Consider the following 25,198-nt stretch of genomic DNA (forward strand, 5'->3'; position numbering starts at 1 on the left):
TGAGGTTATATTAAAAATATCGACAAAAATATTGAATATCGACAAAATTCTTGTATGCTAAATCCATTCAAATCGGAGGACTGTGCCCATGCAAGAATTCAAAAATTTCATCAATGGCGAATACGTCGGCTCTGCATCCGGCAAAACATTCGCCAACATCAATCCAGCTACCAATCAGCAAATCGGTATAGTATACGAAGCGGGCAAATCCGAAGTGGATCAAGCCGTAGCCGCTGCCAAAGCCGCACTCAAAGGTCCTTGGGGCAAAATGCCTGTTGCGGAACGTATGGCAATCCTACACAAAGTCGCTGATGGTATTAATGCACGCTTTAATGAGTTTCTTGAGGCTGAGTGTCTGGACACAGGCAAACCTAAATCATTAGCTTCACACGTTGATATTCCACGCGGTGCTGCTAATTTCAAAATCTTTGCAGATCTCGTGAAAAATGTTCCTACCGAAAGCTTTATGCTTGATACACCGGATGGTAAAGGCGCATTGAATTATGCGGTGCGTCGCCCTAAAGGCGTTATTGCTGTCATTAGCCCTTGGAATCTACCTTTATTATTAATGACTTGGAAAGTAGGTCCTGCACTAGCCTGTGGTAACACGGTTGTCGTTAAACCCTCTGAAGAAACCCCTCGCACTACCACTTTACTGGGTGAAGTAATGAATGCGGCAGGTGTACCTAAAGGCGTTTATAACGTCGTACATGGTTTTGGTCCTAATTCAGCGGGCGAATTTTTAACGACGCATCCTGATGTAGATGGCATTACCTTTACAGGCGAAACTCGTACCGGAGCTGCGATTGTTAAAGCCAGCGCTGATCATATTCGCCATGTGTCATTTGAACTCGGTGGTAAAAATCCAGCCGTCGTCTTTGCAGATTGCGATATGGATAAAGCGATTGAAGGCACAATGCGCTCGGTATTCGCTAACTGCGGTCAAGTGTGCTTAGGGACTGAGCGCGTGTATGTAGAACGTCCGATTTTTGATGAATTCCTCAAGCGCTTAAAAGCAGGTGCTGAAAGTATGCAACTGGGTGCTTGGGATGATGCGTGTACGTCAATGGGACCACTCATTAGTAAAGAACATCAAAGCAAAGTGTTGTCTTACTACCAAAAAGCAGTGGATGAGGGTGCAACTGTAGTCACGGGTGGCGGCATACCTACTATGCAAGGCGCTTTAGCTGATGGTAATTGGGTACAGCCTACCATTTGGACAGGATTACCTGAAACGGCTTCGGTCGTTAAAGATGAAGTCTTTGGTCCCTGCTGCCACGTACGCCCCTTTGACTCCGAAGATGAAGTGATAGCTCTTGCCAATGACACTAAATACGGTTTAGCGGCGGCGATTTGGACAGAAAATGTGACTCGTGCCCACAGAGTGGCTGCTCAAATGGAAGCCGGTATTGTATGGGTAAATTCTTGGTTCTTACGTGATTTGCGTACTCCCTTCGGTGGTATGAAGCATTCTGGCATTGGACGCGAAGGTGGCGTGCACTCGCTAGAGTTCTACACTGAATTGCAAAATATTTGCGTCAAATTATAAGGAAGTACTCATGCTACAAACTACGCAAATTAGCGCTTATGCCGATGAGCTTTATACTGCTTTACGTGAGCGGCAGATGGTTCAGCCGTTTTCAGAGCGCACGCCCGAAATGACGGTGGAAGATGCCTATGCGGTATCGAACCTGCTCCTAGACAAACGTATTCAGCTCGATGGTGAAAAAGTTATTGGCAAAAAAATCGGTGTGACTAGCCAAGCCGTCATGAAAATGCTCAATGTCTATCAACCCGATTTTGGTTATCTCACAGATGCCATGGTGGTGGATGAAAGCGAAGCTTTATCAGTCAGTACCAAAATGATTCAACCGCGTGCTGAGGGTGAAATCGCCTTTGTACTCAAACGCGATTTAATCGGCCCCGGAGTCACGGCGAGTGATGTATTGCGGGCTACTGATTTTGTCGTGCCCTGCTTTGAAATTGTCGACTCTCGTATTAAAGACTGGAAAATCAAAATCCAAGACACCGTTGCTGATAACGCTTCCTGTGGTTATTTCCTCTTAGGCTCACAAGCAGCTGATCCACGCAAAGTGGACTTATCCACTTGTGGCATGGTGATGGAAATGAATGGTCAAGTGGTCGCAACCGGTGCAGGTGCGGCGGCTCTAGGTTCCTCACCCATTAGCTGTGTGGTGTGGCTGGCGAATACCTTAGGTCGTTTTGGTGTGCCTTTAAAAGCAGGTGAAGTGATTTTATCGGGCGCTCTAGTGCCACTCCAACCCGTCAAAGCGGGGGATTATATGAGTGTCAGTATTGGTGGAATCGGTCGCACCGCAGTGCGCTTTGAATAGGAGGATAGGATAAATGGCAAAAATTCGTTGTGCACTGATTGGACCGGGCAATATCGGCACGGACTTATTGTATAAATTAAAGCGTAGTGAAGTACTAGAACCTGTGTGGATGGTAGGTATTGACCCCACTTCCGATGGTTTAGCTCGTGCTCGCGATATGGGTCTAAAAACCACGCATGAAGGTATTGATGGTCTAATTTCTCATATTGAAGCAGACAATATTCAAATTGCCTTCGATGCCACATCTGCCTATGCCCATGCGGAAACCTCACGTAAATTGACTGAAAAAGGCGTGAAGGTCATTGACCTTACCCCAGCCGCAATTGGCCCTTTCTGCGTGCCTCCCGTGAATCTATTGGATCACCTCAATAAAGGCGAAGAAAACGTCAATATGGTGACGTGTGGCGGTCAAGCCACTATCCCAATGGTATTTGCGGTGAGTCGGGTGCAGCCTGTGCGTTATGGCGAAATCGTAGCAACCGTTGCCTCTAAATCAGCAGGCCCTGGTACGCGTAAAAATATTGATGAGTTTACCCAAACCACATCGGGTGCGATTGAAAAAGTCGGTCAAGCCAAAAAAGGTAAAGCCATTATTATCCTCAATCCGGCTGAGCCGCCATTGATGATGCGTGACACCATTCACTGCATTACCGAAACCGAACCGAATCAAGATGCAATTATAGAGTCAGTCAAAGCCATGGAAGCCGAGGTACAAAAATATGTACCTGGTTATCGTGTCAAAGAAGGCCCCGTGTTTGATGGTAATCGCGTGAGTGTGTATGTTGAAGTCCGTGGACGAGGTGACTATCTACCGGAATATGCAGGCAATCTCGATATTATGACCGCTGCTGCTGCACGCACGGCTGAAATGTTCGCTGAACAAATGCTAAAAGCCTAAGGAGTATCCACAATGAATCTAAAAGGTAAAAAAATTCGTTTGCACGATATGTCCTTACGCGATGGCATGCATTCGATCAGACATCAGTTCACCTTGCAAAACATGGTCGATTTGTCGCAAGCACTCGATCGAGCGGGCGTACCTTTAATTGAAGTCACGCATGGGGACGGTATATCAGGTTCATCCGTAAACTATGGCTTTGGTCTGCATACCGATAAAGAGTACTTGGAAGCCGTTATTCCCAAACTCACCCAAGCTAAAGTATCTATCCTCATGCTCCCCGGCATTGGTACAATTGAAGACTTGAAAATGGTGCAAGATTTAGGTGTGCACACTATTCGTGTAGCGACGCATTGCACCGAAGCAGATGTCTCCGAGCAGCATATTAAGTACTGCGCTAAACATGGGTTTGACACCGTAGGCTTTTTAATGATGAGCCATATGGTTACACCCGAAAAGATTCTGGAACAAGCCAAACTCATGTATGGCTTTGGGGCAAACTGCCTCTATATGACAGATTCGGCTGGTCATATGCTGCCAGAAGACGTGAAAGCTAAAGTGACTATTTTACGCGAGTACTTCCCTGACACTATCGAAATTGGCTTTCACGGTCATCATAATTTAGGGATGGCGATTGCTAATTCTTTAGCAGCCATTGAGGCTGGTGCTACGCGGATTGATGGCTCGGTGGCAGGCTTTGGAGCAGGCGCGGGTAATACTCCACTCGAAGTATTTAATGCTGTGTGTGATATGTATGGCATTGAGACAGGCGTGGATGTTAGCAAGCTCATGGATGCGGCTGAAGATGTAGCTGTCCCAATCATGGGTGATCAATTACCACGTATTAATCGTGATGCGTTGACTTTGGGGTATGCAGGTGTGTACTCCTCCTTCTTACTCCATGCGCGTCGTGCTGAGCAAAAATATGGTATTCCCGCGCGAGAAATTCTCTTGGAATTAGGTCGGCGCGGTACAGTGGGAGGTCAAGAAGATATGATCGAAGATGTCGCTTTAGAAATGATTAGAGCGCGAGGTTAAGCATGTCTACTTTAAGTCGTTCTACTATTAATGAGCTTGCTGAACATCTCGAAAATGCTGAGCTGCAAGCCCATGATGTGAAAAAGATTACTGACGACTACCCTGATATGGATTGGGAAGATGCCTATGATATTCAATGGGAAATTCGTCGTCGCAAAGAAGCCCGTGGCAATCGAGTCGTAGGCTTAAAGATGGGTTTAACCTCCTACGCAAAAATGAAACAAATGGGCGTAGAGAATCCGGTTTATGCCTTTCTAGTGGATTATTTTAATGTGCCTGATGCTGGCACTGTTAAAGTATCTGAGTTGATTCACCCCAAAGTTGAAGCCGAAATTGCGATTATTACTAATAAGGAACTCAAAGGTCCCGGTTGTTCGGTAGCAGATGTATTAGCGGCTACTGAATCGGTATTGCCTGCGGTCGAAGTGATTGATTCACGATATGAAAATTTCCGTTTCGACTTAAAAAGCGTGATTGCCGACAATGCCTCCTCTGCCCGTTTTGTCACGGGGGGCAATGTCAAACGTGCCGATCAAGTGGATATGAAAACGCTGGGTGTCGTGATGGAAATTAATGGCAAAGTAGTCACTACAGGTGCGGGTGCTGCGGTACTGGGACATCCAGCCGCGAGTGTGGCGATGCTTGCCAATATGCTCGCCGAACGTGGTGAGGTGATTCCAGCAGGTACTTTCATTATGACGGGCGGCATTACTGAAGCCATTGCTGTTAAAGCGGGGGATAGTGTGTGTGTACGCTATCAAGATTTAGGCACGGTAAGCATGACATTTGTATAAGGAGCAATCATGCCTTTAATTCAAGCAACGATTTTGCAAGGCCGCAGCGTTGAGCAGAAGAATGAGTTCTTTGCACGGGTTACGCAAGTGGCGGTGGAAACTCTAAATGTGAAGCCTGAGCAAGTCCGCGTTGTCATCCATGAAGTTGCACCTGAGCATTGGTGTATTGGTGGCTTAAGTAAGGCTGAAATTGATAAGCGCGCGGCGGAGAAAGGCTAAGCTAGCGTATGAGTCTGTAGAGGAGGACTGCATGAGCCGACACCCGAAAAAACCGGTTTATCCGACTGATCAAGACTTAAAGTCGATGATCCGTTTTGAGGGTGAAAATGGTAGCATATGGCTAGGACAGCAGCGCATGATTTTGCTGCATGCTTCGGCTTTTGGTTCTATGCGTAGCGAACTCATCGAATCCTTCGGCGAAGATTATGCGCGAGGTGTTTTGCTGCGCATGGGCTATACGGCTGCTCAATCCGATGCACAGCTTGCCCGTAAAATTCGTAGTTCCGCAGATATGATGTCTATGTTTTTGGTAGGGCCACAACTGCATGCCTTAGAGGGTGTAGTCAGTGTTGAGCCAGTTAAGCTAGAGATTGAGGTAGACACGGGGCAATTTTATGGGGAATTCACGTGGCGCAACTCCTTTGAAGCTGCTGAACATTTGCGTCTCTATGGTTTGGCTACTCAGCCAGTTTGTTGGAATTTATTGGGTTATGCGACCGGCTATACCACTACCTTTATGGGACGACCGATTTATTTTAAAGAGCTTGAATGTGTCGGTTGTGGTGATAAGCAATGCCGGATTGTTGGTAAGCCTCTAGATGAATGGGAGGATGCGCAGGAACTCAAGGAGCTGTACTCACTCGAATCCATGGCGGCTAAGCTCTCCTCACTCGAAGAAGAAGTTCGTTTCTTACGTACAGAAATCACCTCACGTGCCCGCCCTGAACATATCATTGCCGAATCAGCGCCGATTAAAGAAATTATGTATCTCTTGGATAAGGCTGCCGCCACTGATGTGACGGTGCTGATGCTGGGAGAAACAGGTGTCGGGAAAGAGGTATTTTCGCAAGCTTTGCATCAATTAGGGAAGCGCAAAGATGGCCCCTTCATTGCCGTGAACTGTGCGGCTTTACCACGCGACCTAGTCGAGTCTGAACTATTTGGGGTGGAAAAGGGCGGGTATACGGGTGCGGATAAGTCGCGTCCCGGACGCTTTGAACGTGCTAACGGTGGATCTTTATTTCTTGATGAGTTGGGCGAGCTGAATGAGCGTGCTCAAGCTAAGTTATTGCGGGCGATTCAAACTGGAGAGTTTGAGCGTGTGGGTGGTACTGAAAAAATAAAAGTCGACGTACGTTTAATTGCAGCTACCAACGCCAATTTGCAAGAGCGTGTTAAGCAAGGCACATTTCGAGCAGATCTTTACTATCGCTTAAATGTTTTTCCGATTTCGATTCCACCTTTGCGTGAACGTTTAGCCGATTTGCCGGGACTGATACGTAAGTTTATTGAGCGCTATAACGCTAAATATGGCAAACAGGTTCAAGGCATTTCTGATCAAGCTTTACGGCGTTTCATGGCCTATCAATGGCCGGGGAATATTCGTGAGCTAGAAAATGTGATTGAGCGCGGTGTCATTTTAACCGAAAGTGATACACGGATTGAGTCGACCCATATTTGTTTAGGCATGCCTGCTCCGGAGGATACATTTATGGTGATTGGGCAAAATGGTTTATTAGAAAAAAGTGCCAAGCCAGAATTAGTCGATCAAGTCCTTGATCAGATGCATGCGAGCAAGTTAGATTTTGAACACTTAGAGCAATTAATTTTAGGGCAGGCGCTCAAACGAGCACAGGGAAATGTGCTTGAAGCTGCACGAATTTTAGGTATTAGTGGCCCACAATGTCGCTACCGTTTAAAAAAGTGTGGACTCATTTAGCGATTAGTTTGCAGGGTTGCACCATGCTAGCCATTGGTTTTTTGTAAAAAATGCTGCATAGCACATCGAAATAGTGCAGACTCTGCTCAGTATTAGCAAGGAGAAGTGATTAATGTCCGAAAACGCCCAGAATGAAGTCAATACCTTAGGTTTTGCTGCTGCCAAAGAGCTGAGGGATAACTTTAAGCAAGTTGAAGAGATTATGGCTGGTTTTGCCAAGTCTTATGAAAATATGAAGCTTGATCCCTTTAATCTGACCCAAGCTTATGGCGACTGGTGGAAAGCGGTGAGTTCTGATCCCCAAGCCTTCATGCAAAAAAATATCGAATATTGGCAAAAGTCCCTTGAATTAGGTCAACAGGCAATGATGGCTTTAATGGGGCAAAAGCCTGATCCAGTCGTCATTCCAGCAAAAGGTGATCGTCGTTTTAGTCATGAAGATTGGTCAGAGAAACCGATTTTTGATGTGATCAAGCAGTCCTACTTACTGACTTCTCAATGGATGCGGACTCTAGTTTCTGATGTAGAGGGTTTGGATGACCATACTTCAGAGCGAGTGAAATTCTTCACTGAGCGTTTCATGGATGCGATGTCACCCACTAACTTTGCGCTCACGAATCCTGCTGTTTTAGAAAAGATCAAAGAAACTAAAGGTGCAAATCTAGTTCATGGTCTGAAAAATATGCTGGAAGATTTGGAAACCGGCAAAGGCGAATTACGGATTCGCATGACGGACACCAAGGCGTTTGAGTTAGGCAAAAACGTAGCGGTTACACCGGGTAAGGTTATTTTCCAAAACCGCATGTTTCAGCTGATCCAATATACGCCTAGCACGGAAAAAGCTTTAAAGCGTCCGTTACTGGTTGTTCCACCTTGGATCAACAAGTTCTATATCATGGACTTGCAGCCTAAGAATTCTTTGCTGAAATGGTTAGTCGATCAAGGTCACACAGTATTCGTAATTTCTTGGGTTAATCCAGATGAGACTTATGCGGATACTGGTTTCGACGCTTACATTAAAGAAGGTGTATTAACTGCGGTTGATGCTGTCCAAGCAGAAACTGGTGAGACGGAAATCAATGCGATTGGGTATTGTATCGGCGGTACCTTGCTGACTTCTGCTTTAGCTTATATGAAAGCGACCGGTGACAGTCGCATTAAGAGTGCAACTTTCTTCACCACCATGATTAACTTCTCCGAGCCGGGGGAGTTAGGCTTGTTCATTGATGATGCACAAGTTTCCGGTCTTGAGTCGACCATGGAAAAGACAGGCTATTTAGATGGCAGTCAAATGGCTGGTGCTTTCAACTTATTGCGTGCAAATGACCTAATTTGGTCTTTCTACGTTAATAACTATTTACTAGGCAACGATCCACGTCCATTCGATTTATTATATTGGAATGGTGACTCGACGCGCATGCCTGCAAAAATGCATAGCTGGTATTTGCGTAATCTGTACCTACAAAATGATTTATGTAAACCAAAAGCACTAAGCGTTGATGGTGTGCCCTTAGATGTGACCTCGATTGATGTGCCAGCTTGTTTCATTTCTGCAGTGGAAGACCATATTGCGCCTTGGAAATCGACTTACATGGGCGCTCGCTTGTTTTCAGGTCCAACCCGCTTCATTTTAGGTGGTTCAGGGCATATTGCAGGTATCATTAATCCACCAGCAGCGAAGAAATACGGTTATCGCGTGAGTGATCAATTAGTTGAGAATGCAGATGAATGGATGGCTACAACCCCTGTTTCTGAAGGCTCTTGGTGGCCAGAATGGGATAAATGGGTGCGTACTTTAAATCCAGCAGAAGTGGCTGCTCGCACACCGGGTGCTAAGTTGACGCCAATCGAAGACGCCCCCGGTACTTATGTCAAAGTTAAATTGGGTGAGCCAGTGCCTAAAGTGACGATGACTGTATTACCTAAGCTTGATGCAACGCCAGTGATTGAGGCTAAAGCTGAGCCAAAAAAAGCCGTACCTAAAGCAGAGGCTGCTCCTAAAGAAGTGAAAAAGGCCGAAGCTAAAGAGACTGCTCCTAAGGTTGAAAAAGTAGCTACGCCAAAAGCAGCAAAGCCTAAAGCTACTAAGGCTGAAACTAAGGCAGCACCAAAAGCTGACCAGCCTAAAGCGGCTAATGCTGAGGTAAAAGCTGAGATTCCCAAGGCAGATGCTAAACCTGAAGTTAAGACTGAGATTGCTAAACCAGATTTAAAGGCTGAGCCTGCTACAACACCAGAAACTAGTGAAAAACCTGCGACTGAAACAAGCAAACCAGCCGTTAATAAAATACCGCCTCAAGCCTAAATCTATTTAGGTGACTCTTTTGATTAGAGCAGCTAGTCTGCTCTAATCGCTTAAAAAACTTCCTAATATCCCTGAATCTTGAATTTCTATAAATTAGACGCATACTATAATCATGGGCTATAACAACTTATAGCGATCTTGAGTGTCGCGTCATAATGTTATAACCCGATCCCAAAAATTGGAGACAAGTTCTGTGAGTGAAAATATTGTATCCCTGTCAGATGCTTCATTTGAACAGGATGTGCTGAAGTCAGACCTTCCTGTTCTAGTTGATTATTGGGCAGAGTGGTGCGGACCCTGCAAAATGATTGCGCCTTTATTAGAAGAGGTTGCTACTGAATATCAAGGACGCTTAAAAGTAGCCAAATTGGATATTGATAAGAATCAGTCCATCCCACCGAAGTACGGTATTCGTGGTATTCCGACCTTAATGTTATTTCAAAATGGTGAAGTAGCCGCAACCAAAGTGGGAGCTTTGTCTAAGTCCCAATTGGCTGCCTTTATTGACCAAAATCTCTAAGCTAAACGCTAGATGGAGTGCGATTGTAAAAATTCGCAATCGCCTCACAAAATCTCATTTTTTTGCTGGACTAAGTTTAAACTCCGTGCTAATTTTATTTGTAGTGAATCCAACTCTGGTTTCATTTCCTTAAAGCCTTGGTCGTATTTTATTCTCGAGTTAAAACTCCCGAAGAAATCATTGCTTAGTCATTGAATCGATTCAGTCATCTTGACGCATGCAAGTCGAGGACATTATTTCCATCAATTTAATCTTCCGCTGGTGAATTAACCTTCCTATGAACCTATCTGAATTAAAGAAAAAACCAACTGCTGAACTATATGAGCAAGCGCTCGCGATGGGAGTGGAAAGTATCTCCCGGGTGCGCAAGCAAGACATTATTTTCGCCATGCTCAAAACCCACGCGCAAAGCGGGGAAGATATTTACGGCGACGGGGTACTTGAAATCCTCCAAGATGGTTTCGGTTTCCTGCGCTCACAAGATTCAAGTTATGTGGCGGGTGCAGACGATATTTATGTGTCGCCTAGCCAAATTCGCCGCTTCGGCTTACGCACGGGTGACACCATTACCGGTAAAATTCGCCCACCAAAGGATAATGAGCGTTACTTTGCTCTCCTCAAAGTAGATACGATCAACTACGAATCACCTGAACAAGCCCGTAATAAAATTCTTTTTGAAAATCTTACACCGCTCCATCCCGATTCTCGTATGCGTATGGAGCGTGGTAATGGTAGCCGTGAAGATATCACTGCGCGTGTTATTGATTTAGTGGCTCCGTTTGGTAAAGGACAGCGTGGTCTGATCATTGCTCCACCCAAAGGTGGTAAAACTTTAATGCTGCAAAATATTGCGCAAAGTATTACCTCCAACTATCCAGAGTGCTATTTAATCGTCATGCTAGTCGATGAGCGCCCTGAGGAAGTAACCGAGATGGCGCGCATGGTACAAGGTGAAGTGGTTTCTTCTACCTTTGACGAACCTGCTACTCGGCATGTGCAATTGGCTGATATGGTAATTGAAAAAGCCAAACGCTTAGTTGAGCATAAGCGTGATGTGGTCATTCTGCTGGATTCAATCACACGCTTGGCACGCGCTTATAACACCGTGGTTCCATCTTCTGGAAAGGTTTTAACTGGCGGTGTGGATGCCAGTGCTTTGCATCGTCCGAAGCGTTTCTTCGGGGCTGCTCGGAACATCGAGGAGGGTGGTAGTTTAACAATTATTGCCACAGCTCTGATCGATACTGGCTCGAAAATGGATGATGTGATCTATGAAGAATTCAAGGGCACGGGCAATATGGAGATTCACTTGGATCGACGTATCGCTGAAAAGCGCGTATTCCCTGCAATCAATATCAATCGCTCTGGTACACGTCGTGAAGAATTGCTGACGACGCCAGAAGAACTGCAGTCCTTATGGATCTTGCGTAAGTTCCTGCACAGCATGGATGAACTGGATGCAATGGAATTGCTCTTTGATAAGCTTTCAAAAACCAAAACAAATAATGAGTTTTTTGATGTGATGAAGCGCGGCTAAAGTGTGAGGCGAAGCGGTAGTTGTTAAACGGCTACTGCTTCTAATACTAAACCAGCCTCATTTAAATAACTTTTCAATTTCCGCTGGTCAATCACTAAATCTAGCAAATACTCACCTTCTTCTCCAATGCTTTCAGTTTGGATCGCTTTATCCGCATAGAGTTGGGCACGCAAACGACCTTGACTAGGTAATAAACGTAATGTGCCACGAAAGGTTTGTTGGGCGAAATAATTGCCTAGATATTCTAGTAGCTGCTCTAAGCCAGCACCGGTTTGTGCAGAGACCCAAGCAGTCGTTGCATGTAAACCATTACCTTCCTGAACTCCGGGTGAATGTTGGGTGAGGTCGATTTTATTCATGATTTCGATCTGCGGTACGGTTTCTGCGCCAATTTCTGCAATGACATTATTGACTTGCTCGCGATATAAATCGCGCTGCTCATCATGACTATCGATGACATGCAGGAGTAAATCAGCCTCAGCCGTTTCCTGTAAGGTGGAGCGAAAGGCAGCAACTAAATCATGCGGTAAATGTCTAATAAATCCAACTGTATCAACTAGGATAATTTCTTGTTGATTGGGGAGGGTAATACTGCGTAGCGTAGGGTCAAGGGTTGCGAACAACTGATCAGCCGCATATACCCCCGCTTGAGTTAAGGCATTGAATAAAGTGGATTTACCAGCATTAGTATAACCAACTAAGGAAACCGTGGGGATTTCTGCTTTCTTACGTGATTGACGACCTTGCTCACGCTGGTTTTGAACTTTTTCGAGCTTCTTATTAATTTGCTTGATACGTACAGCGAGTAAGCGGCGGTCGGTTTCTAATTGTGTTTCACCCGGGCCGCGCAAACCAATTCCACCTTTTTGCCGTTCAAGGTGAGTCCAACCACGCACGAGGCGAGTTGACATGTGTTTTAGTTGTGCAAGTTCAACCTGCAACTTGCCATCATGGCTGCGAGCACGCTGGGCGAAGATATCGAGGATTAATCCAGTGCGATCTACCACGCGACACTCAAATAAGCGCTCTAAATTACGCTCTTGCGCAGGGGTTAGGGAATGGTCAAAAACAACTAAATTAGCTTGTAAATCGCGTACATAATCACGAATTTCTTCCGCTTTGCCTTCACCCACAAAATAACGTGAGTCAGGACGCTGTCTAGAACCAGTGACCAGATGCACGATCTGGGCACCAGCCGAACGAACTAGCTCTTTGAACTCTTGTTCATCGTGCGGGATGTCGTCAGTCTTAAAATTTATCTGAACCAGAACCGCATTCTCGCCTGCGGTTGGGCGTTCAAATAATTCCAAGATAAAATTTATTCAGCAGCTAAGTTGAGTTTAATGGGGCGTGCTGGAACAATCGTTGAAATAGCATGTTTATAAACTAGTTGGCTGACTGTATTACCCAATAAAACAACAAATTGGTCAAAAGACTCCACATGGCCTTGCAGCTTGATGCCATTAACCAAATAAATAGAGACTGGAATCCGTTCCTTTCTCAGTGCGTTGAGGAAGGGTTCTTGTAAAGTGTGCCCTTTCGACATTGGGTTTCTCCTAAAAAGTATATTTTGGGTTTGTGGTTATTAGTGGTCTGGAATTCACGCAGCCCCGCCGATTCTTTGATCGACAGGTTAAGAGCCTACCAGCTTCACACATTTGTAAAAACACCTATTTATCGGACATCTCCGTTTATCCGCTAATAAACGTCGAAATGTTCATGATGACCGATGAAAGGTGGTAATTCTCAGCATTATAAAGGCTCAAACCCTGATCCGAGCGGAGCCACGTCATCTGACGCTTCGCAAGCTGCCTCGTTGCCACGATAGCACGATTACGCATTAGATTATAGTCTATTTTTCCATCTAAATAGTCCCAAACCTGCCGATAACCGACCGCACGAATCGCCGGTAAACTATTATTTAGCTCAGGACGTGCATAAAGTTGTTCAACCTCCAGCACTAAGCCTAAATCCAACATTTTATCAAAACGTTGCTCAAGGCGCTCGTGCAACCAAGTTCGATGTTCTGGAACTAAGGCTATTTTTAAGAGCTGATAAGGGCAGGTTTCAAAACGCAGACTGGCTTGAAGTGTAGTCAAATTTTGCCCAGTTAATTCATAAACCTCTAAAGCACGTTGTAAGCGTTGCGGATCATTAGGATGAATTCTTGCTGCAGCTTCAGGGTCAATATGTTGTAAGCGTTGATGCAAAGCTGTCCAACCTAGTTCAGCGGCTTCTTGCACTAAGCGTGCACGAATAGTAGGGTCGGCAGATGGCAGTTCGGACAAACCCAGCTCTAGCGCTCGAAAATAAAGCATGGTTCCACCGACTAATAGGGGAATACGTCCACTGGCAGTAATTTCAGCCATTTCACGCAAAGCATCTTCACGAAAATCCGCAGCAGAATAAGCTTGTTTAGGGTCGAGAAAATCAATTAAGCGATGAGGCGCTTGTTTTAAAGTTTCAGCATCGGGTTTAGCAGTACCGATATCCATGCTTTTATAAACGAGCGCAGAGTCGACACTAATAATTTCAACGGGCAACTGTTGACGAATAGCAACGGCTAAATCAGTTTTGCCTGTACCTGTTGGCCCCATTAAAAAAATCGCTTTGGGTTGCTGCTGCATTTATTGTCCGCGCATAAATAGTTTGTCGATCTGCTCCATACTCATTTGCAGCCAAGTAGGCCGACCATGATTACATTGTCCGCTACGCTCCGTGCGCTCCATAGCGCGTAATAAAGCATTCATCTCTGGAATCGTTAGGTGACGATTGGCACGCACTGACCCATGACAAGCCATTGTTCCCAAAATTTCATTCATAGCATTTTGAATCCGCTGGCTGCTGCCATAAGTAATGAGATCAGCCAGCACATCGCGCACTAAGTTTTCTGTATTGGAATCTTTTAATAAACTGGGTACAGCGCGAATCGCCAGTTGCTCTAAACCTATCCGGCTTAATTCAAAGCCGAGTGCTTGAAACACATGTGCTTGAGCTTCCGCTTGATCTGCTTCACGTCGACTGACGTGTATAGCCTGTGGCACTAGTAAAGGTTGTGAGCGAATCGAGTCGGATTGCATGCTAATTTTTAACTGCTCATAAGTAATTCGCTCATGCGCTGCATGCATATCAACTAATACTAAACCGTGCACATTTTGCGCTAGTACGTAGACGCCATGCAGTTGAGCAAGAGCATAGCCCAAAGGGGGAATATCTTCGTGGCTTATTTCATCCGAAGCAGTAGGCACTAAAGGGGTAGTAATATTTTTAGTATTATCTTCAGTTTGCCCATAAAGTTTGGCATAAATCGGTAGGCTTTCACGTACGGGTAGGCCTAGGCGAGGCTGTTGATAGCTGTAATTGGCTGGAAAAGCAGCTTTATTAAAACTTGTATCAAAACTATTCTCTACTGAGCTTGCAGGTGCTTCAAACATATCTGGGCGAGCTAAAGGCTGCACATAAGTCGGAAAATGTGCAGGACTGGCGGTTTCGGTGCTCGGGCGAACTTCAGCTAGGGCTTGATGGAGTGTGTGGAATATAAAATCATGAATTAAGCGGCCTTCACGGAAGCGCACTTCATGCTTAGCGGGATGTGCATTCACATCCACTAATTGCGGATCCATGTCTAGATAGAGCACAAACGCAGGGTGACGACCATGATAAAGCACATCTTGGTAGGCTTGCCGTACTGCATGCGCAATTAAGCGGTCACGCACCGCACGATTATTGACATAGAAATACTGTAAATCTGCTTGAGAGCGCGAAAAAGTCGGTAAAGCAACCCAACCCCATAGACGTAAACCGGAAGCTTCATATTCCAGATAATGACTTTGTTGAATAAAGGGTTCGCCACAAATTTCAGCCAAACGTCGTTCCGAAGCAACACGGTTTTGAGCGCTATTGAGTTGAAATACAGGCTTTTGGTTATGCCGCAGGTAGAAACTAATATCAAAGCGACTGAGCGCAATTTTGCGTACTGTTTCTTCAACATGGCTTAATTCAGTTTTTTCGGTTTTTAGAAATTTGCGGCGTGCAGGCACATTAAAGAATAAATCCCGTACATCTACTGTAGTGCCTGTGGGGTGTGCAATCGGTTCAGGTGCTTGCTGAAACGGATTAGCTTGTAAACTCCAAGCCTGTTCGGCTTCTTGATGGCAGGAACTCAAGGTGAGGCGTGCGACTGATCCGATACTGGGTAGTGCTTCACCGCGAAAGCCAAGGCTACGGACTTGCTCTAAATCTTCGAGACTACTGATTTTGCTAGTGGCATGGCGACTAAGGGCTAAGACTAATTCTTCTTTAGGAATGCCGCAACCGTTATCCCGAATCCGAATTCGCTTAATCCCGCCAAGTTCTAAATCAATGTCAATGCGTGAAGCACCAGCATCAATCGCATTTTCGAGTAATTCTTTTACCACGGACGCTGGCCGCTCGACCACCTCACCAGCGGCGATTTGATTGATGAGGTGATCGGGCAACAGGCGGATGGGCATTAGATCGGCGATACCTTTACAGTCGTAGGTGGAGAAGTTGGCACACTAGTTTCAGCTTCTGCTGGTGCAGAGCCTGCAACCGTGGGAGTAGCATTCAGAGCATCTGGTAATAAGTCTTTAGAACGATCAGTACTAATTCCATAACGCGCCAAAATGCTCGGTTGTTTAGTTGTTGCTTCAGTACGATCAATCACTACTTGGTAGCCATCATCCGTTTCTAACACAATAAAAGGGCTGCTCGCCGTTTGCATTTTTTGATAGAAGGTTTTGAAATTTGACACTGCTTCGCCATTGACTTTCTGAATAATCAAATTGTTGTCGTGGTGGTAGTCTTTATTAATATCTGCCGGTAGTACTTGGGTCATCAGAATCACTTCTTTACGTTCTGCACTGGGTGCTTCTTGAGCTAGAGCAGCTAGTGTGGGTGGTACAGGATCCATACCTCCTAAAATGTTCTGATTCAATGGCATGAATACAAAGCCACCATAAATATAATAGGTAGGCTGTTTATCATACTGATTTGGTTGAACTAATAAGAACTCTTTACCCGGACGATCTAGCCTTAGAGAAACTTCCATCGGCTTGTCATCACGAATAATGTTGAACTTAATTTCATCACCAAGCTGATGTAGATCAACCCAATGGGTGTAGTTCAAGTATTCACCAGGGCGGAATTCAACTGTACCGTTATTTTGAATCTGATGACCATCAATCTTGGTGATAATATCGCCTACTTTCATAATGCCATCTGCGGGTGAGTCAGGGTAAATCTTATGAGCGAGTACACCAGTTTGGTTATCATCCACACTGTATTTACGGCGCATGGCTGGATTTTCCATCGATTGCACTAAAAAGCCCGGAAAACCAAAGCCTTGGGTTTTGCCATCCTCAACATCTTTCAAAAAGTGCTGAATGATCGGTGTTGGGATCATATAACCAATGTTTTCCGTGAAGAAGCCGGATTGCATCGCTACACCCACGACTTTGCCATTAGAAATCACTGGGCCGCCGCTATTCCCAAAGTTGATCGCTGCATCGATTTGTACCGCAATTAAGTTTTCATCCGTATGCGCATAGTTTTGCTTTTCAATTCGTGATACGACCCCACGGGTAATACTCAAGGTGGTTCCACCAATCGGAAAGCCATAAACTTCAACTTCTTGTTGAGTTTGTGGTAAATCGCCTAATTCTAAGGGCTTAACCTCATTGAAAATATTTACTTCTTTGGTGCGTAGTAAGGCTAAATCGGCTTCATGAGAAATATAAACCACTTCAGCTTCATAGCGCTTTGTTTCACCGTGGCGTTGCACTTCAAGGAAGGTGGAGTCTGCAGCCACATGTGCGTTAGTTAGCACTAACCCCCCTTTGATAATTAAGCCAGATCCAGAGCCTTTCTGGGTATCTGAATTCCAAGGTGCTAGTGCATTGTAACTATGCTTGACCACATACACATGTACTACCGCATCTTTAATCGCATCGCGGCCTTCATTAGAAGGTAATGGCGCTGTACGTGTAATGAAATTAGTACCAGCCGCCACTTCAGGCCGTTCTGTCTCAGGTACTGTTTCGGCGGTGTCTGTTTTTTTGTTAGTGATCACAGGTGCTACTGGCTCACCCACTTTTTCTGCTAAGACTTGAGTAGAAACGCTAAGCCCCATTGTTAATAGCATCAAACCCAAGGTATTGGTTATGTAGTTCATTAGAGTAATTCCTGAGAGGTTTTCTACCAAGATAAATAGCCCTTGGTAATTCGTTGTAATACTGAGTAAAAAGGTTAATGATCCATTGCCCCTGGAGCATTTTGCATGGAAAGAGCTTGCCATGCATTAACCCTATCGGTTTTTATGTAAAAACTTGGTATTCTTCGCCGATTATGCCTGCAGAGTCAACAACATCAATAGGATTGCACGATGACGGATTATAAGCATACGCTCAATTTGCCAACCACCGAGTTTCCAATGCGGGGGGATTTGGCCAAGCGTGAGCCTGAGATGCTAAAGCAGTGGGAACAAGCTGACCTGTACCACCAACTACGCCAAAAAGCACTCGGTAGACCTAAATTCATTCTGCACGATGGCCCTCCGTATGCGAATGGATCGATTCATTTAGGCCATGCGGTCAATAAAATCCTTAAAGATATTATTGTAAAAAGTCGCACGATGGCTGGTTTTGATGCCCCTTATGTACCGGGCTGGGATTGCCACGGTTTGCCGATTGAGAAGAAAGTTGAAGACATGATCGGGCGTGTAGGTGTGAAGGTAGATGCCGCTGAATTCCGTAAAACTTGCCGCCAATTTGCAACGGAGCAAATCGAGATTCAGCGCCGCGATTTTAAGCGCTTGGGTGTACTTGGTGATTGGGAAAATCCCTATCTCACCATGAATTTCCATACCGAAGCGGGAATTGTGCGTGCCTTAGGTAAGATTGCTCTCAGTGGGCATATGTACAAGGGCGCAAAGCCAGTGCATTGGTGTACTGACTGTGGTTCAGCTTTAGCAGAGGCAGAAGTTGAATACGAGGACAAGCAATCCTACTCAATTGATGTACGTTTTTCTGTAGTAGACGAGCCTACTTTGCTGGCTAAATTACCTAATGCGAAAGGTGAGGGTAAAGCGAGCGTTATTATCTGGACGACTACACCGTGGACTCTACCTTCCAATGAAGCGGTCGCCTTAAATGCTGAGCTAGATTATGTAGTGGTGCAAGCAGGTGTTGAACGTATCATCGTGGCAGAGGGTTTATTAGCCGATGTGGTGAAACGTGCGAGCATTGAAAATCACCAAATTCTAGCCACCGCAAAAGGTGCTGAGCTAGAAGGCTTCATGCTGCAACATCCTTTCTTGGATAAACAAGTACCTATCATTTTGGGTGAGCATGTAACACTCGATGCAGGTACAGGTGCTGTGCATACTGCGCCTGCACATGGTCAGGAAGACTTTGTAGTGGGGCAGCGTTATGGTTTGCCAGTCGGCAATCCTTTATTAGATGACGGTAGTTTCCAGCCCAGTATTCAATATTTTGCGGGTGAGTCGGTACACAAGGTTAATCCGCATGTGATTGAAGTGCTGAAAGAGCATGGCAGCTTATTAGCGTCTAGCAAATTCAAGCACAGCTATCCGCATTGTTGGCGGCATAAAACCCCCTTGATTTTCCGCGCTACTCCGCAATGGTTTGTGAGTATGGATAAGTTGGGTTTACGTCAGCAAACTTTAGATTCTATCCAAAAAGTACAATGGGTTCCTGATTGGGGGCAAGCACGGATTGAAGGCATGATTGCGAATCGCCCTGATTGGTGTATCTCACGCCAACGTACTTGGGGCGTGCCGATTGCATTGTTTATTCATAGAGAAACTGGTGAATTGCATCCGAATACCGAAGCGCTCATTGAAGAAGTTGCGCAACGGATTGAAAAAGGCGGGATTGATGCATGGTTTGCTTTAGATAAAGCTGAAGTGCTAGGTGCAGAGGCGGAGCATTATACCAAAGTACCCGATACCCTTGATGTGTGGTTTGACTCAGGAACGACCCACTTTTCAGTGCTAGAGACGCGTGCCGATTTACAGTTTCCGGCTGATATGTATTTAGAAGGTTCAGATCAACATCGAGGCTGGTTTCATTCCTCAATTCTAACCTCGGTTGCGATGCATGGCTTTGCTCCGTATAAGGCCGTCTTGACCCACGGCTTTACCGTGGATGCGAAAGGCGAAAAGATGTCCAAGTCGAAAGGCAATGGCATCGAGCCGCAGGATATTATGAATAAGCTGGGTGCGGATATTTTACGTCTGTGGATTGCTTCTGCCGATTACAGCCGTGAAATGACGCTCTCAGATGAAATCCTTAAGCGTAATACAGAAGCTTATCGGCGCATTCGCAATACTGCGCGCTTCTTATTGGCGAATTTGGGGGATTTTGATCCGGCTAAAGATGTGGTGGCTCCACAGGAGATGCTGGCTTTAGATCGTTGGGCGGTAGATCAGGCTCATCAGTCGCAGCAGCGCATTATTGCAGCATATGACCGTTACCAATTCCATTTAGTATCGCAGGAGATTCAACGTTTCTGCGCGGTGGAAATGAGTAGTCTATTTCTGCATATCACTAAAGATCGCCAGTATACTATGCAGGCGAATAGCCTTGGGCGGCGCTCAGCACAAACTGCAGCGTGGCACATTTTGCGTGCCATGTTGCGTTGGATGTGCCCAATTTTGAGTTTTACTGCGGAAGAAATCCTGCAATATCTACCCGGTGAAACCGAAAAATATGTGCTGTTCATGCAGTGGTACGATGGCTTATTTCCTCTAGATGCGAGTGATAAAGTCTCTGCGAGTGATTGGGAACATATTTTTGCAGTGCGTGAGGCCGTGAGCAAGCAGCTCGAAAATTTGCGTGTGGCAGGCAAGATTGGTTCTAGCTTAGAAGCAGAAGTCGATTTGTATTATGCTGCAGACAATGATCAGGTGAAATCTTTGGTGAAACTCGGTGATGAGTTGAAGTTTGTGCTGCTGACTTCAGCGGCGCGTTTGCATCAGGGAGCTGCTGCAGATATAGCTGAGTCTTGGCTGGAGGGTTTGGCAGGTTCAGCGAGTGCTTCTAGTGCGCTCAAATGTACCCGTTGCTGGCATCATGTAGCCGATGTAGGCACACATGCAGAGCATCCAGAATTATGCGGGCGTTGTATTGAAAATGTCGATGGCACAGGTGAGCGCCGTGAGTATGCGTAGTTTTCGATCTTTATCGCGTATTGATGAGCGCCGTGGCATGTTGTCTTGGTTATGGATTGCAGCAGTTGTGGTCGCAATCGATCAGCTAACTAAATGGATGGCGGAAGCCAATCTAGAGTTCGGTGTGCCTTATCAAATTTTCCCGCATTTTAATTTTACCCTAGCTTACAACTATGGTGCTGCCTTTAGCTTTTTAGGTGGACAAGGCGGCTGGCAGCGTTGGTTTTTTGCGGGCTTAGCCATTGTGGTAGTGCTATTTATTATCAATTGGTTACGCAAACTGTCGAAGGGACGTAATTGGACAGCATTAGGTTTGGTTTTAGTAGTGGGTGGGGCAGTTGGTAATTTAATTGATCGGCTGCTTTATGGAAAAGTAATTGATTTCATTGATATTTATTTTGACATTCCTTTTGTAATGGAGAATTATCGTTTTGCTACTTTCAACGTAGCAGATATTGCGATTACTTTAGGCGCTGCTATTTTGGTTTTGATGAGCTTATTTGCTTCGGATCGAATGGAATAGATCTCTAGTTTCGATTTTTTAAGTTTTTGACTAGTCTAAGAAAGTGTTTTAGAGTTAAATATTTGAAATTTGAAATATATTAAATCTTGTGGGGAGAGCACAAGATTGAGCAATTGAGTGTTGTTGGTGAAGAAAGCTCAGGTTCTTCACCGACTTAAAAGCGGAGGAGTAAAGTGTGATTGAGGTTCGAGATGTATCTAAGCATTTTGGTGGCTTGAAGGCTGTCAATCATGCGACTCTTACGATAGAGGCAGGGTCTATTACAGGCTTGATTGGCCCGAATGGAGCGGGAAAATCTACCTTATTTAATCTAATTGCTGGTCTATATCCGCCCACTTCTGGGCAAATTTTCCTTGATGGTAATGATGTTACAGGTTTAAAGCCGCACCAACTGTTTCATAAGGGTTTACTTAGAACTTTCCAAATTGCTCACGAATTTTCCAGTATGAGTGTTCTGGAGAATCTCATGATGGTTCCTTCAGGGCAATTGGGTGAAAATATTTGGAATACTTGGTTTCATCGCAAAAAAATCCGCGAGCAAGAAGAGCAGGTTCGTGAACGCGCCGAGGACGTGATTCGCTTCTTGAAGATTTCACATGTAATGCACGAAAAAGCAGGGAATCTCTCCGGTGGGCAGAAAAAGCTAATTGAAATTGGACGCACCATGATGGTGGATGCACGAGTGGTCTTGCTAGATGAAGTCGGTGCGGGTGTAAATCGTACCCTATTAGGTGAGATTGGTGATGCTATTCTGCGCTTGAATCAAGACCGCGGTTATACCTTCTGCATGATTGAGCATGATATGGATTTTATCTCGCGTTTGTGCAATCCAGTCGTGGTACTTGCAGAGGGATCTGTGTTGATGCAGGGCACGGCTGAGCAAGTTAAAAATGATGAAAAGGTCATTGAAGCCTATTTAGGTCGCGGCTTGAAAAATAAGGGCTTGATGAAAAGCGGAGAGGCAGCATGACTTATCTAGTAGGGGAGGGCTTAACTGGTGGTTATGGTAGTGGCCCCAGCATTCTCAATGGCTGCAATATTAGTGTCGACAGGGGCGAAATAGCCGTCATCGTTGGCCCGAATGGTGCGGGTAAATCCACTGCGATGAAGTCATTTTTAGGCTTGCTCAATTTGAAGGAAGGCAAGGTTACTTTAGATGGCAGGGATATTACTAAATTAGCACCCCAAGCGCGAATTAGTGAAGGTATTGCTTTTGTACCACAAACTGACAATGTGTTTGTGAGTATGACCGTAGAAGAAAACTTAGAAATGGGGGCTTTTCTGCGCGATGATGATTTCACCGATACCCGCGATCAAATTTACGAACTCTTTCCGATTTTAAAAGAAAAACGTTTTCAGCTCGCAGGTCAACTTTCTGGTGGTCAACGCCAACAAGTCGCTGTTGGGCGTGCCATGATGACTAAACCAACGGTCTTACTGCTGGATGAGCCAACTGCAGGTGTATCACCCATTGTTATGGATGAGTTATTTGACCGGATTCTAGAAGTAAAATCGACCGGCATGGCCGTATTGATGGTTGAACAAAATGCGCGCCAAGCTTTAGAAATTGCTGATCGTGGCTATGTGTTGGTCATGGGCGAAAATAAGCATACTGGCTCGGGGCAGACTTTATTGGCTGATCCAATCGTTCGCAAATCGTTCTTAGGAGGCTAAGCATGACGGACTACTTAAATGCTTTAGTGGTTTTCGCCAATTTCGTGTTTGTGCCGGCCTTGACTTATGGTTGCCAATTAGCCTTGGGGTCATTGGGTGTGACCATGATTTATAGTGTGCTGCGCTTTTCCAATTTTGCCCAAGGCGAAACGATGGCCTTTGGTACGGTAATCACGATTATGATCACGTGGCTACTACAGTCGTGGGGCGTTTCTTTAGGCTTTTTGCCAACCGCTTTATTAGCTTTGCCCATTGGGATTTTGGTAACTGCGCTTTTGCTATTGGCTACAGATAGATATGTGTATCGCTATTACCGAACGAAGCGTAGTAAATCGATCACCTTTGTGATGGCTTCGCTAGGCGTAATGTTTATTATGAATGGCTTAGTACGTTTACTGCTTGGACCGAATGATCAGAACTTTGCAGATGGGGAGCGTTTCTTTCTGACTGCCGATGCTTTTCGGGCTTGGTCGGGTTTAGATGAGGTACTGGTCATTCGTACTTCTCAGGCACTCACCATTATTCTTGCTGTGATTCTTGTCGTGGGATTGTTCTGGTTCTTGCAACGTACTAAGACGGGTAAAGCCATGCGTGCTTATGCGGATAATGAAAATCTCGCCCTGTTATCGGGGATTAATCCTGATCGAATTGTACGCATTACTTGGATCATTACGGCAGCCCTCGCCACGGTAGCGGGGGTTTTATATGGCTTAGACAAAGGCTACAAACCGTTATCTTATTACAACTTGCTCTTGCCTATTTTTGCGGCAGTCATTGTCGGGGGAATTGGTAAACCGATTGGAGCGATTGTCGGTGGTTTTATTATCGCTTTCTCTGAAGTGATCGTGACTTATGCTTATAAAAAGGTACTCACCTATGTGTTACCTACCGATATGGCACCAGATGGTTTAGTCCAGCTTCTATCGACGGAGTATAAGTTTGCGGTGTCGTTTGTGATTTTGGTAATTGTTCTATTGGTTAAACCAACCGGTATTTTTAAGGGGAAAGTGCTATGAGTCAGCGTCCATCTAATGCGCCCCTTCACAATAATACGATTCGCGCCAGCCTCGCTTTTTTAGTGATGGCAGGCTTATTAATTTTGATTGGTGTTAGCCAATCTTGGGCTTTAGCGCTTACTATTCTGAACTTATGCATTATTTCCGCGATTATGGCGCTTGGCGTAAATATCCAATGGGGTTATGCCGGATTGTTTAATGTCGGGATCATGGGCTTTGCGGCTTTAGGTGGCTTAGCAATGATCATTGTATCTATGCCACCGGTTAAAGAAGCGTGGCAAGCAGGAGGAGTGCGTGTTTTATTAGCATTAATAGCGATGCTGATCACTATTAGTGCGGCTCTTTTCGTACATAAATTATTACAAGGTAAACGTCTCCATGGTTGGTTGATTGCTTTAGTCATCCTTGTTGGCGTCGTGATTAGCCGTTATGTTCTTGACCCGGGGGTTGCTGCGATTGAAGCGGTGAATCCAGCTAGTACGGGTTATTTAGGGGGGTTGGGTTTACCCGTAGTCTTCGCTTGGATCGTAGGCGGTTTACTGGCAGCCGGGGCTGCGTGGTTAATTGGTAAAATTGCCTTAGGTCTGCGCTCGGATTATTTAGCGATTGCTACTTTAGGTATTTCTGAGATTTTAGTGGCAGTGATGCGTAATGAAGACTGGCTGACTCGTGGGGTGAAGAACGTCACGGGCTTACCGCGCCCGGTACCTTATGAATTAGAACTACAGCAAGCTCCTTGGTTTATCAATTTAGTGGAGCGTTTAAACTCAGGTAGTTTAATGGGATTGAACTCGACTGACCAAGCTGCGGTCTTACAGACACTAGTGGTGGACAGTGCCAGTATTTTCGTCAAGCTCTGCTACACCGGCCTATTTGCTTTAGTGCTAATTATTATCTTGCAATTGTGTGTCTTGGCCTTAGATTCGCCTTGGGGGCGGATGGTACGTGCGATTCGGGATAATGAAGTCGCTGCTGGTGCCATGGGTAAGGATGTTACTGGGCGGCATTTGCAGATCTTTATTTTAGGTTCTGCAGTGGTCGGGATTGCAGGTGCAATGCTCGCGACTTTAGATGGACAATTTACGCCGGGTTCTTATAGTCCCTTACGTTTTACCTTTTTGATTTGGGTAATGGTGATTGTTGGGGGTTCTGGTAATAATTTGGGTGCAGTTTTAGGTGGTTTCTTAGTTTGGTTGATTTGGGTCGAGGCGGAGCCAGTTGGTTTTTGGTTAATGGATGCTTTAACCTCATGGATGGGAGATGGCAGTGGATTGCGCAAGCATTTATTAGATAGCGCGCAATACATGCGGGTGATTATTATGGGGGCGGTATTACTGTTGGTGATGCGCTTTAGCCCATGGGGACTTTTGCCTGAGCAAAACAGGTAAG

Annotated in this window: 21 protein-coding genes; 16 read left to right on the plus strand and 5 right to left on the minus strand. The window is 45.3% G+C overall.

Annotated elements, in window-relative coordinates:
- Window positions 1–88: 88 nt before the first annotated feature.
- From Q0307_RS02570 to rho, 10 genes are all read left to right on the plus strand, one after another.
- Window positions 89–1,549, plus strand: coding sequence for a 2-hydroxymuconic semialdehyde dehydrogenase (locus Q0307_RS02570; RefSeq protein WP_298656023.1), 1,461 nt, complete (start codon window positions 89–91; stop codon window positions 1,547–1,549).
- Between the two features lie 10 nt (window positions 1,550–1,559).
- Window positions 1,560–2,354: a 2-oxopent-4-enoate hydratase gene (dmpE, locus tag Q0307_RS02575; RefSeq protein ID WP_298656026.1), complete on the plus strand. Its 795-nt coding sequence runs from the start codon at window positions 1,560–1,562 to the stop codon at window positions 2,352–2,354.
- 13 nt (window positions 2,355–2,367) lie between these two features.
- On the plus strand, window positions 2,368–3,252 hold the full coding sequence (locus Q0307_RS02580; RefSeq protein WP_298656030.1) for an acetaldehyde dehydrogenase (acetylating): 885 nt from the start codon (window positions 2,368–2,370) through the stop codon (window positions 3,250–3,252).
- A gap of 12 nt (window positions 3,253–3,264) precedes the next feature.
- The gene (dmpG, locus tag Q0307_RS02585; protein WP_298656033.1) at window positions 3,265–4,290 is read left to right on the plus strand and encodes a 4-hydroxy-2-oxovalerate aldolase; all 1,026 of its coding nucleotides are present in this window, start codon (window positions 3,265–3,267) and stop codon (window positions 4,288–4,290) included.
- A gap of 2 nt (window positions 4,291–4,292) precedes the next feature.
- On the plus strand, window positions 4,293–5,084 hold the full coding sequence (dmpH, locus tag Q0307_RS02590) for a 2-oxo-3-hexenedioate decarboxylase (RefSeq protein ID WP_298656036.1): 792 nt from the start codon (window positions 4,293–4,295) through the stop codon (window positions 5,082–5,084).
- A 9-nt stretch (window positions 5,085–5,093) separates the two neighbouring features.
- Entirely contained in the window at window positions 5,094–5,303 is a 210-nt protein-coding gene (locus Q0307_RS02595) for a 2-hydroxymuconate tautomerase family protein (protein WP_298656039.1), read from the plus strand.
- 31 nt (window positions 5,304–5,334) lie between these two features.
- Window positions 5,335–7,023, plus strand: coding sequence for a sigma-54-dependent Fis family transcriptional regulator (locus Q0307_RS02600; protein WP_298656042.1), 1,689 nt, complete (start codon window positions 5,335–5,337; stop codon window positions 7,021–7,023).
- Between the two features lie 112 nt (window positions 7,024–7,135).
- Window positions 7,136–9,328, plus strand: coding sequence for a class I poly(R)-hydroxyalkanoic acid synthase (phaC, locus tag Q0307_RS02605; protein WP_298656045.1), 2,193 nt, complete (start codon window positions 7,136–7,138; stop codon window positions 9,326–9,328).
- A 193-nt stretch (window positions 9,329–9,521) separates the two neighbouring features.
- A complete protein-coding gene (trxA, locus tag Q0307_RS02610) occupies window positions 9,522–9,848 on the plus strand; it encodes a thioredoxin TrxA (protein ID WP_298656049.1) in 327 nt (108 codons plus the stop codon).
- A 277-nt stretch (window positions 9,849–10,125) separates the two neighbouring features.
- Window positions 10,126–11,385, plus strand: a complete 1,260-nt coding sequence (gene rho / locus Q0307_RS02615) for a transcription termination factor Rho (RefSeq protein WP_298610928.1) — start codon at window positions 10,126–10,128, stop codon at window positions 11,383–11,385.
- 23 nt (window positions 11,386–11,408) lie between these two features.
- Here the strand turns inward: rho and hflX are convergent, their stop codons facing one another.
- The 5 genes from hflX to Q0307_RS02640 form a co-directional block, all read right to left on the minus strand.
- Complete coding sequence (gene hflX / locus Q0307_RS02620) at window positions 11,409–12,695, minus strand: ribosome rescue GTPase HflX (protein ID WP_298656052.1); 1,287 nt, start codon at window positions 12,693–12,695, stop codon at window positions 11,409–11,411.
- 8 nt (window positions 12,696–12,703) lie between these two features.
- Complete coding sequence (gene hfq, locus Q0307_RS02625) at window positions 12,704–12,931, minus strand: RNA chaperone Hfq (protein WP_298610930.1); 228 nt, start codon at window positions 12,929–12,931, stop codon at window positions 12,704–12,706.
- 145 nt (window positions 12,932–13,076) lie between these two features.
- Window positions 13,077–14,012: a tRNA (adenosine(37)-N6)-dimethylallyltransferase MiaA gene (gene miaA / locus Q0307_RS02630; protein WP_298656055.1), complete on the minus strand. Its 936-nt coding sequence runs from the start codon at window positions 14,010–14,012 to the stop codon at window positions 13,077–13,079.
- Window positions 14,013–15,878, minus strand: a complete 1,866-nt coding sequence (mutL, locus tag Q0307_RS02635) for a DNA mismatch repair endonuclease MutL (protein ID WP_298656058.1) — start codon at window positions 15,876–15,878, stop codon at window positions 14,013–14,015. It abuts the gene before it with no gap.
- Window positions 15,878–17,578, minus strand: a complete 1,701-nt coding sequence (locus tag Q0307_RS02640) for a S1C family serine protease (protein WP_298656062.1) — start codon at window positions 17,576–17,578, stop codon at window positions 15,878–15,880. Before Q0307_RS02640 ends, mutL begins: the two co-directional genes overlap by 1 nt.
- A gap of 210 nt (window positions 17,579–17,788) precedes the next feature.
- Here Q0307_RS02640 and ileS point away from each other — a divergent pair, with 210 nt between their 5' ends.
- From ileS to Q0307_RS02670, 6 genes are all read left to right on the plus strand, one after another.
- Window positions 17,789–20,596 (plus strand): isoleucine--tRNA ligase, encoded by a 2,808-nt coding sequence (gene ileS, locus Q0307_RS02645; RefSeq protein ID WP_298656065.1) that lies wholly within the window; start codon window positions 17,789–17,791, stop codon window positions 20,594–20,596.
- Entirely contained in the window at window positions 20,589–21,119 is a 531-nt protein-coding gene (gene lspA, locus Q0307_RS02650; RefSeq protein ID WP_298656400.1) for a signal peptidase II, read from the plus strand. The genes ileS and lspA overlap by 8 nt, the downstream gene beginning before the upstream one ends.
- Before the next feature lie 175 nt (window positions 21,120–21,294).
- Window positions 21,295–22,089: an ABC transporter ATP-binding protein gene (locus Q0307_RS02655; protein ID WP_298656068.1), complete on the plus strand. Its 795-nt coding sequence runs from the start codon at window positions 21,295–21,297 to the stop codon at window positions 22,087–22,089.
- Window positions 22,086–22,793: an ABC transporter ATP-binding protein gene (locus tag Q0307_RS02660; RefSeq protein WP_298656072.1), complete on the plus strand. Its 708-nt coding sequence runs from the start codon at window positions 22,086–22,088 to the stop codon at window positions 22,791–22,793. Before Q0307_RS02655 ends, Q0307_RS02660 begins: the two co-directional genes overlap by 4 nt.
- A gap of 2 nt (window positions 22,794–22,795) precedes the next feature.
- Window positions 22,796–23,809, plus strand: a complete 1,014-nt coding sequence (locus Q0307_RS02665) for a branched-chain amino acid ABC transporter permease (protein WP_298656075.1) — start codon at window positions 22,796–22,798, stop codon at window positions 23,807–23,809.
- Window positions 23,806–25,197, plus strand: coding sequence for a branched-chain amino acid ABC transporter permease (locus tag Q0307_RS02670; protein WP_298656079.1), 1,392 nt, complete (start codon window positions 23,806–23,808; stop codon window positions 25,195–25,197). The genes Q0307_RS02665 and Q0307_RS02670 overlap by 4 nt, the downstream gene beginning before the upstream one ends.
- The last annotated feature ends 1 nt before the right edge of the window (window position 25,198 follow it).

This window comes from uncultured Thiothrix sp. (genome assembly GCF_937873765.1).
Classification (GTDB): Bacteria; Pseudomonadota; Gammaproteobacteria; order Thiotrichales; family Thiotrichaceae; genus Thiolinea.